Source organism: Marivita sp., from assembly GCF_017643905.1.
In the GTDB taxonomy this organism is placed as follows: domain Bacteria; phylum Pseudomonadota; class Alphaproteobacteria; order Rhodobacterales; family Rhodobacteraceae; genus Marivita.
The window spans coordinates 1-8,410 of record NZ_JAEPMO010000170.1; the positions used below are offsets into that span (position 1 = coordinate 1).

Annotated in this window: 9 protein-coding genes; 4 read left to right on the forward strand and 5 right to left on the reverse strand. The window is 59.6% G+C overall.

Annotation, left to right across the window (positions count from 1 at the left end; translation table 11 throughout):
* The coding region (gene dddP / locus JJ869_RS20075; protein ID WP_292270008.1) for a dimethylsulfonioproprionate lyase DddP at positions 1-1,309 on the reverse strand (1,309 nt) is incomplete at its 3' end.
* On the opposite strand from dddP, the gene JJ869_RS20080 reads away from it, so the two are divergent.
* Genes JJ869_RS20080 through JJ869_RS20090 form a run of 3 tightly spaced genes read left to right on the forward strand, consistent with a single transcriptional unit; the run spans position 1,308 to position 2,664 of the window.
* Positions 1,308-1,463: a hypothetical protein gene (locus tag JJ869_RS20080; protein WP_292270010.1), complete on the forward strand. Its 156-nt coding sequence runs from the start codon at positions 1,308-1,310 to the stop codon at positions 1,461-1,463. The two genes, dddP and JJ869_RS20080, sit on opposite strands and share 2 nt — an antisense overlap.
* 9 nt (positions 1,464-1,472) lie before the next feature.
* A complete protein-coding gene (locus tag JJ869_RS20085; protein WP_292270012.1) occupies positions 1,473-2,213 on the forward strand; it encodes a DUF3445 domain-containing protein in 741 nt (246 codons plus the stop codon).
* 37 nt (positions 2,214-2,250) lie between these two features.
* On the forward strand, positions 2,251-2,664 hold the full coding sequence (locus tag JJ869_RS20090) for a hypothetical protein (protein ID WP_292270014.1): 414 nt from the start codon (positions 2,251-2,253) through the stop codon (positions 2,662-2,664).
* A gap of 3 nt (positions 2,665-2,667) precedes the next feature.
* Here JJ869_RS20090 and JJ869_RS20095 read toward each other — a convergent pair whose 3' ends face one another.
* From JJ869_RS20095 to JJ869_RS20110, 4 genes are all read right to left on the reverse strand, one after another.
* Positions 2,668-3,480 carry a lytic murein transglycosylase gene (locus JJ869_RS20095; RefSeq protein WP_292270016.1) on the reverse strand — a complete coding sequence of 271 codons (813 nt, stop codon included), beginning with the start codon at positions 3,478-3,480 and terminating at the stop codon, positions 2,668-2,670.
* A 109-nt stretch (positions 3,481-3,589) separates the two neighbouring features.
* On the reverse strand, positions 3,590-4,354 hold the full coding sequence (locus tag JJ869_RS20100; RefSeq protein WP_292270018.1) for a hypothetical protein: 765 nt from the start codon (positions 4,352-4,354) through the stop codon (positions 3,590-3,592).
* A 281-nt stretch (positions 4,355-4,635) separates the two neighbouring features.
* Entirely contained in the window at positions 4,636-6,042 is a 1,407-nt protein-coding gene (glnA, locus tag JJ869_RS20105; RefSeq protein WP_292270021.1) for a type I glutamate--ammonia ligase, read from the reverse strand.
* Positions 6,043-6,096: 54 nt separating this feature from the next.
* Entirely contained in the window at positions 6,097-6,435 is a 339-nt protein-coding gene (locus JJ869_RS20110) for a P-II family nitrogen regulator (protein WP_085631929.1), read from the reverse strand.
* Between the two features lie 169 nt (positions 6,436-6,604).
* Here JJ869_RS20110 and JJ869_RS20115 point away from each other — a divergent pair, with 169 nt between their 5' ends.
* Complete coding sequence (locus JJ869_RS20115; protein WP_366510484.1) at positions 6,605-8,245, forward strand: NAD(P)H-hydrate dehydratase; 1,641 nt, start codon at positions 6,605-6,607, stop codon at positions 8,243-8,245.
* Positions 8,246-8,410: the final 165 nt, after the last annotated feature.

The following is an 8,410-nucleotide window of genomic DNA, read 5'->3' on the forward strand; positions in this document are numbered from 1 at the left end:
ATTTCGACAGGTTCTCGTACCCGGTCTCAGTAATCAGCACCTGATCCTCCAGCTTGATCGAGAAATCGGCACCAACCTCGCTGACCAACGCCTCGACACAAAGCGTCATGCCCGGCTCCAGCGGATAATCGAACGCGCCGGGGACTGCGTGATCCGGATAGGCCACCAAAGGCCATTCGTCACACAGACCCACGCCATGCATAAGGCAGCCATATTTCTGTGTCTGGTATTTGTCGGGCAACTTGTGCGTCCGCGCCGTCAGGTCTGGGATCATCACGCCGGGCCTGAGCATGTCCATATTGGTCATTACATGCTCATGCGCGTGTTTCATCGCCTCAACCATTTCGGGGCGTGGCGCGCGGTCGCCGATCCACCAAGTGCGGCTCATATCGGTGCAGATGCCGTAGCTGCCGATCAGGTCGGTATCAAACGCGACGATCTCGTTGTTCTGCACGATCCGTCCGCCACATTCCTGAAACCACGGGTTGGTGCGGGGGCCTGAAGTGAGCAGCCGAGTTTCGATCCATTCGCCACTGCGCCGAATGTTTTCGGCATGTAGCACCGCCCAGATGTCATCTTCCGACACGCCGCCACCCGGCACATGGGTGCGGGCAAAGCGTTCCATCTCGGCCATCGCCACCTCGCAGGCATGTACCGAACAGCGCATCGCCCTGATCTCGTCAGGTCCTTTGATGGCGCGGGCTTTCTCGGTGACCTCTTCGCCTTCCATGATCTGCAGCCCCTGCGCCTCGAGCGCGCGCAGGCCGTGCAGCATGATCTTATCGACCGCCAACCGCTTATTGCCGGGGGCGTGTTCGGCCAACAAGCTGCGCACATCGTTGGCGAACACATCGGCTGCCACGTCCACCTTGTCGCCCCGGTCGAAATAGAACAGGTCGGCGCCTGACCGGGCCTCGCGCACCAGCGGGTTGAATTCGGACAAGAAGGGCGAATTCTTGTAGTCCCAGATCACCATGTAGCCGTCGGCACAGAGCAGCACCGCGCGGAACGGGTTGTGCGTGTTCCAAAGCTGCATGTTCGTGCTGTCGGTGGCGTAGCGGATGTTCAGCGGGTCGAACATCAACAGACCGGCATAATCCCGATCCACAATATGTTGCGTCAGCCGCGCCCAGCGGTAGCGGCGCATTTCCTGCAGGTCGGGAAGCTCCAGCCCCGCCGCCGCCCATTCGGCATAGGCCAGTTGCGTCGGGCCGATCTCGACCCGGTTCTGATCGTTGGGCGTGTTGTCGCCCGTGGTGGCCCCGCGCGTCGGGTCGATTTTGCGCGTGTCTCGGAAATGGGTGTTCATGGCAGCGCCTCCTGCCTATGATGCTGAAGAGGTCGCAATCCACAAACGCGCCGATTTGCGACCAAGTTCGGCGGGCGGCATGACGCTTTTGGCCCTGCTGCAATTGCACATTGGTTACCCGTCACATCTTTTCTGCATCGCGCCGCTGGGCTAGTCCTTCGGCATGATCCTGCAACGCACCTTGCCTTATGATGTGATGACACCCCGTCCGCTTCCGGGGATCGCGCCCTTGGGGGGTGATCCCTGGCTTCTGGTGGACGATGCCCACGCCGCGCAGATGGCGGAACGGTTGCGGCTGATGGCGTCGCGGCGGGATGATGTGATTGCGACCGCCGTTCCAGACCCGGGCAACCTATCGAAGATGATGAACGCGGTTCTGGACCACCTGCCCAGGGGTTACACCCGGTCAGGCGATCAAGTGAGCTGTCCAGATGGGCGGAGTGTACTGATCAACATGTCAGACCCGTTCGGCACGCTGGGCCAGATCTTGCAGAACGACATTTGCCTGATGGAAAAGCGCGGGGACGAACATGTGTTGACGGGTGCCGTCCTGTGTTTTCCGGCAAGCTGGCGATTGCGCGAAAAGATCGGTCGTCCGCTGATCCATATCCACGCCCCCGTCAAAAGCTACACCGACGACATTGCGCGCCGGGTGCAGCGCCTGTTCGACGGCGTGCGACCGGAGCGGCCGATCTGGCGGTTCAACGCGCTTTGGTATGAAGACCCGAGCTTGTATCAACCCCGCGCCGAGTCAGAACCCCGGCCGCTGACCGAGGCTGGACAGACGCCCTATCTGCGCAGCGAACGTCAGGTGCTGTGGCGGTTGCCGGACAGTGATGCCGTGCTGTTCACGATACATACGTTTATACTAAAGCGCGAGTCACTTGACCAATTAGCAACCTAATGATGAATATCCGCTCATATTGACGGAGTATTCATCGATGTTCTTTTCCGACATCCCTTTCTTCGGGGCTGCGGTGCTGGCCGCGTTTGGAATTGTACTGACCGCATTCGGCGTAAAGTCGATCCAGCAAACCCGGTATTTTCGGGTTTATGGCACCCGCCACGACGCAGTTGTTACCTCGGTTGCAGTGCTCAACAACAAAGAGGGGCGAAAACGCTATTGGCCGACCTTCCAGTTTACAGATGCCGACGGCTGGACGGTGAAAAAACCCACGGATGTGGCAGACTCAAGCTATGATTTCGAGATCGGCAGTACGCACGCCGTTCTCGATTTGACGCACGCCACGGCTGTCGTTTTGGCCGACCGTAGAACGGACGACTATTCTGGTTACGCTTTATCTGCCGGCGGTGTGATCTGCCTTTGCATCGGTTTGATCGGTATGGTGGCTTGAAACTTAGCCGCCAGTGCGCTGGGCTGAGTAAACGATGGCACGCCGGTAGTTGCCGCTGTCGTTCCACACCGAAAGCACGTTGAAATTATGTGTGCCCTCGCCAAATGGCTGGCCCGGCTGCCAGCCATTGCGGCGCAGCATGTTGGCGGCCGACGCCATCGAATCCGCAAGGTTATCGGGATCGGCCCGCCCGTCGCCGTTGCCGTCGATGCCGAATTGCGTCCATCGGATTGGAATGAACTGGAAATGACCGAACTCGCCGGTCGGGCCGCCCTTCATGCTCGTATCGAGCGCGCCACGATCCACCATGTTCAGCGCTGCGATCGCGTTCTGCCGAAACTGCTCATGGCGCCGGCAATGCGACGAAAGGGTGATCGCGCCGCTTAGGACGGGTTCTCGGCCAAGGTAGTTTCCGAAGCTCGATTCCAGGCCCCACAGTACGGCCAGCAATTCGGCGGGAACGCCGAAGCGGCTTTCTATAGATGAAAACAAGTTCTGGTTCGCCACGATCTTGCTGCGGGCCAGAGACGCGAAACGATCGACCGAGACTTGGGTCTTTCCCTCAATGAGCTTCTCGGGTGATGTCGAGCTGACTCCTTGGCCGGAGGGACTGGCGGCGAAACGCCATGTCAGGTCAGACAGAGGCAGGTTCGCAAGCGCCGTCAAACCGGGTTGCCCGACTCCTGCTCTCTTGGCCTCGGCGGCCAGGGATTGTTTGTAGGCCTTCCAGTCGCCCTTGTTGGTTATGCACTCGGCGGAATGGACGGGCAGGGCTGCGCACAGAGACAGGCAGACAACGGCAAGGATACGGCGCATTAATAGACACTCCAACACTCTTTTGTTGGTGCGACGTTAACAAATGCGTCGTTAGGGGCAAGCGGGAACGCGCGACCAGATTTCCCCGGTCACACTATTAGGCGAGAGGTCAGAGCAGTTCCGGGAGGCTCGGTGCCATGCCTGATTGAGCCAAAACAGCAAAAAGTCCGGCCACACCCAGCGCCATTGCGCCAGAGCGCACGTCTTCGCCACGCACGAGGTTGTGAACGATCAGGGGGATCGCCAGCGGTGCTGCGATCAGTGCCGTGGTGAACGAGATGGCCCAGGCCGACAACCGCATCGGAGCGGTTTTCGCACGACGCTCTTCCAGTTCCATACGCTCGATCTCTTCCAGCGTTACTCCGTTCATTTGTGCGCGTACGGCCGTCATCATCCAGCTGTCCATCTGCGCCGCCTTGCCCCGCTGGCTTGCCCGCAGTTTGCCGGTCGCCTTGATCTTGCGAGGGACGACACGCGTGCGCGCAACCGACGCTTCGACAAGGGTGTTGCCAGCCGAAAGGAAATCTGCCGCCGCGATAGGTTGCTTCGAGCCGTTCCAGAAAACAGAGTGCGCTTCAAAACTGCGGCAGAGGTCCGCCGCGATATTCGCAAGGCGCGTTGCGCTGACAGACGCATCGGCACCCCGACCGGCCACCATGACCACGCTGCTGGCACCAACGTCATCGATGGCGAGCGTCAGCGTGTCGGTGTCGCCCACGATCCAGTCGATATAGTCCCGTGTCACCGGCTGCCGTTGGAACGATAGATGTTGGTGCGATAAAGAACGATGGACTGCAGGCACGACGGATTGGCAGATCGCGTCGCGCGGTTTGTCTGTGACCAAGCTGATCACTGTGACGTCGGAATTTGTCATCCTTGCACCTCCCCAGGTTCAATGGAGTTTGCCCTTATTAAAGATGTAAGTCTTGGAATGTGTCCGAAATGCGCAGCGAATCTGGCCGAATCTGGAAATTTGACCAGTTTCAGGTTTTTCTGAGGGCTTGTTTTGAAGGGACAGTCCAGTTGCAGCGGGCATTTACCGCAATGCTAGGCGGCCTTTTTAGGACATTGTTCCACAGGTTCGCTTGAGCAAAACAGACAAGAAAAAGGCGCCCCGAAGGACGCCTTTCCGTAAAACAAGTCTGATCGCAGGGATCAGCTGCTGTAGTACATTGCGAATTCCACCGGGTGCGGTGTCATTTCGTAGGCTTCCAGCTCTTCCATCTTCAGGTCGATATAGCCGTCGATCTGGTCCTTGGTGAACACGTCACCGGCCAGAAGGAAGTCATGATCGGCCTGCAGCTCGGTGATGGCTTCACGCAGGCTGCCGCAGACAGTCGGGATACCCGCCAGCTCTTCCGCCGGAAGATCATAGAGGTTCTTGTCCATGGCTTCGCCCGGATCGATCTTGTTCACGATCCCGTCAAGACCGGCCATCAGCAGCGCCGAGAAGCACAGGTAGGGGTTCGCGGTGGGATCGGGGAAACGGGCCTCAACGCGCTTTGCCTTCGGGCTTTCGGTCCACGGAATACGAACGCAGCCAGACCGGTTGCGTGCGGAGTAGGCGCGCAGAACCGGCGCTTCGTAACCCGGGACCAGACGCTTGTAGCTGTTGGTCGACGGGTTGGTGAATGCATTGAGCGCCTTCGCGTGCTTGAGGATACCGCCGATGAAGTACAGCGCTTCCTGGCTCAGGTCGGCATACTTGTCGCCTGCGAACAGCGGCTTGCCGTCTTTCCAGATCGACATGTTGACGTGCATGCCCGAACCGTTGTCGCCCTTGAGCGGCTTCGGCATGAAGGTTGCCGAGCGCCCGTAGGACTGCGCGACGTTGTGGATGATGTACTTGTACTTCTGAAGTTCGTCTGCCTGCTTGACCAGCGAGTCGAAGATCAGACCAAGTTCGTGCTGGCTGGTCGCCACTTCGTGGTGGTGTTTGTCGACCTTCATGCCGATGCGCTTCATTGTGGACAACATCTCGGAGCGGATGTCCTGACCATCGTCAGACGGGTTCACCGGGAAGTAGCCGCCTTTGTAGGTCGGACGGTGGCCGAGGTTGCCCATTTCGAACTCGGTGTCGGTGTTCCATGCCGCGTGATCGGCATCGACCTGATAGGATACCTTGTTCGGTGTCACGGCATAGCGCACGTCGTCGAACAGGAAGAATTCCGCTTCCGGGCCGAAATAAGCCACGTCACCGATGCCCGAGGACTTCAGGTACGCTTCTGCTTTGGCAGCGGTGCCGCGCGGGTCGCGGTTATAGGCTTCGCCGGTGTCCGGCTCGACAACCGAGCAATGCACGCACACGGTCTTTTCGGCATAGAACGGGTCGATATATGCGCTGTCAGTGTCGGGCATCAGTTTCATGTCGGAGGCTTCGATGGACTTCCAGCCTGCGATGGACGACCCGTCGAACATGAAGCCTTCTTCAAGGAAATCTTCATCCACCTGGTCGGACATCACTGTCACGTGCTGCAGTTTGCCGCGCGGGTCGGTAAACCGGATGTCAACATACGCGACATCTTCGTCCTTAATCATCTTGAGAAGCGCTTCAGTGCTCATTCTCTCTTCCCTTTCACTGAGTTTGGGTCGTTTTTCGAAAAGTGTGGCGCGGGATCAGATCGCGTCTGATCCGGATTCACCTGTGCGGATGCGGATGGCCTGCTCGACAGGCGATACGAAAATCTTGCCGTCACCGATTTTGTCGGTCTTTGCGGCGTCTACGATGGCGGCAATCGCGCCGTCGACCTGGTCATCATCAAGGACAACCTCGATTTTGACCTTCGGCAGAAAGTCCACCACGTATTCGGCACCGCGGTAGAGCTCGGTGTGGCCTTTCTGGCGGCCGAAGCCTTTGACTTCGACGACACTCAGACCCTGGATGCCGGCGTCTTGAAGAGCTTCCTTCACCTCGTCGAGTTTGAAGGGTTTGATGATGGCTTCAATCTTTTTCATGGCGGGTCCCTCGCTCCTGCGTTGCGGTCGTCAGACCACTTCTGTTTGAGGGCCACAATCAGCTAGGGTAAATGTAGCGGCAGCGGGCGGGTGGATTGAAAACGGTCGCCTATAAAATGTGCAGATTGCACAAAAAGTGTGCAGAATTGAATCTTTGAGGGGATCAGACGTGGCCGAATTGCTCACCTCCGCCCAGATGCGCACCATTGAGCAGGCCGAAATCGAGTCGGGGGCTGTCACGGGACTTCAACTGATGGAGCTTGCCGGACGTGGGGCAGTCGAGGCAGCTTTGGTCAAATGGCCCGAATTGGGCCAAGGCGCGCACCGAGCGCTGATCCTGTGTGGACCGGGGAACAATGGCGGGGACGGGTACGTGATCGCCCGGCGTCTCAAGGACCGGGGCTGGTCGGTCGATGTCTTTCTCTATGGGGATGCTGCCAAACTGCCGCCGGATGCAAAAACCAACCATGACCTCTGGCTCAGCATGGGCGCAGTCTTGCCGTTCGATGCGAATACCGTCCGTAACTGTGACCGTCCTGACCTTTTCGTCGATGCCGTCTTCGGTACGGGGCTCACCCGTCCGCTGCCCGAAGCATTGGCCATTGCCCTCGAGGATCGGATGATGGGCACGTGGAAACACGGCCACGCGATCCGACGTTTGGCGATCGACTGTCCGTCAGGCCTGAACCTTGACACGGGGATGATTCCGAATGCGGGTGACGACAGGATGCCGAGGGTCATTTCGGCGGATCTGACGGTGTCGTTTCACAGCCTGAAGGCAGGTCACAAGCTTGGCCTTGGGCCAACGTTGTGTGGCGACGTGCAGGTGGTGGATATTGGTCTGACCGGGCCGGATGCCGCCGAGCGCACAATGATTGGAGCGGCACCAGACCCCGAACGGGTGCGGTTGGTCGATCCCTGTTTCGGCGATCACCCGCTTCCGCCGCGCATCTGGCCAGGTGCGATGATCGCCAAGCTGCGCGGGCAGGGGCACAAGTACGACTATGGCCATGCGGTGATTCTGGCCGGTGGTCCAGGGCGGGGCGGAGCTGGTCGCATGGCGGCCCGTGCGGCTTTGCGCAGCGGCGCGGGATTGGTCACTGTGCTGTGTCCCCCGGATGCGCTTCAGGAAAACGCCTGCCAACTGGACGCGGTGATGCTGCGCGCCTGTGCCGATGCGGCGGCCTTTCGCCAGATCGTCGACGACCGGGTAACCGCTCTGTGTCTCGGGCCGGGACTTGGCGTTGGAGCAGAGACGCGGGCGTTGGTCACAGCCGCCTTGGAACACCGGAGAGGAGAGCGCGGCTGGCGTGATCCCGTCGTTATTCTGGACGCGGACGCGCTGACGTCGTTTGCAGACGACCCCTCGGGGCTCTTTGCTTTGACCCATCCGCGTTCGGTGCTGACCCCGCATGAAGGCGAGTTTGCCCGTCTCTTTCCCGACCTCGCGCAATCCGAACGGAAAGAGCAGTCAAAGATCGACGTGGTCCGTATGGCCGCGGATCGGGCAGGGTGCATCGTGCTGTTGAAGGGCGAGGACACCGTGATTGCCCAACCTGACGGCGGGGCGAGCGTACACTCTGCGACAGGTGCGCGGGCCGTGCCTTGGCTGGCAACCGCCGGGGCAGGGGACGTGCTGGCCGGTCTGATCGCGGGTCTTGCCGCGCCCGAAACCGCACCGGACCTGTTCTGTGTCACCGAAGCGGCGGTCTGGCTGCATTGCGAAGCCGCGCGTCTGTTTGGACCGGGCCTCATCGCCGAAGACCTGCCGGACATGCTTCCCAAGGTATTCGCACCACTTGCGCGGTAAGAAACTTCGTTCGAAGTTTCTTACGGGCACCTCGATTTTTGACTGTTTTTGGGGCCATGCAGCGCTTCTCATGGCGTGATTCAAGCTGGAGGCCGTCATCTGTCGGCCCGGTATGCCCGGACGTTCGCGGCTCTGCTCCCATGACGCTCTGTCTTTCGACCTTTC

What these genes read in the sequence shown, in the direction of transcription:
- JJ869_RS20080 (WP_292270010.1), top strand. Translation starts at nt 1,308, where the DNA reads ATGGCAGCGCCTCCTGCCTATGATGCTGAAGAGGTCGCAATCCACAAA.
- JJ869_RS20085 (WP_292270012.1), top strand. Translation starts at nt 1,473, where the DNA reads ATGATCCTGCAACGCACCTTGCCTTATGATGTGATGACACCCCGTCCG.
- JJ869_RS20090 (WP_292270014.1), top strand. Translation starts at nt 2,251, where the DNA reads ATGTTCTTTTCCGACATCCCTTTCTTCGGGGCTGCGGTGCTGGCCGCG.
- JJ869_RS20095 (WP_292270016.1), bottom strand. Translation starts at nt 3,480, where the DNA reads ATGCGCCGTATCCTTGCCGTTGTCTGCCTGTCTCTGTGCGCAGCCCTG.
- JJ869_RS20100 (WP_292270018.1), bottom strand. Translation starts at nt 4,354, where the DNA reads ATGACAAATTCCGACGTCACAGTGATCAGCTTGGTCACAGACAAACCG.
- glnA (WP_292270021.1), bottom strand. Translation starts at nt 6,042, where the DNA reads ATGAGCACTGAAGCGCTTCTCAAGATGATTAAGGACGAAGATGTCGCG.
- JJ869_RS20110 (WP_085631929.1), bottom strand. Translation starts at nt 6,435, where the DNA reads ATGAAAAAGATTGAAGCCATCATCAAACCCTTCAAACTCGACGAGGTG.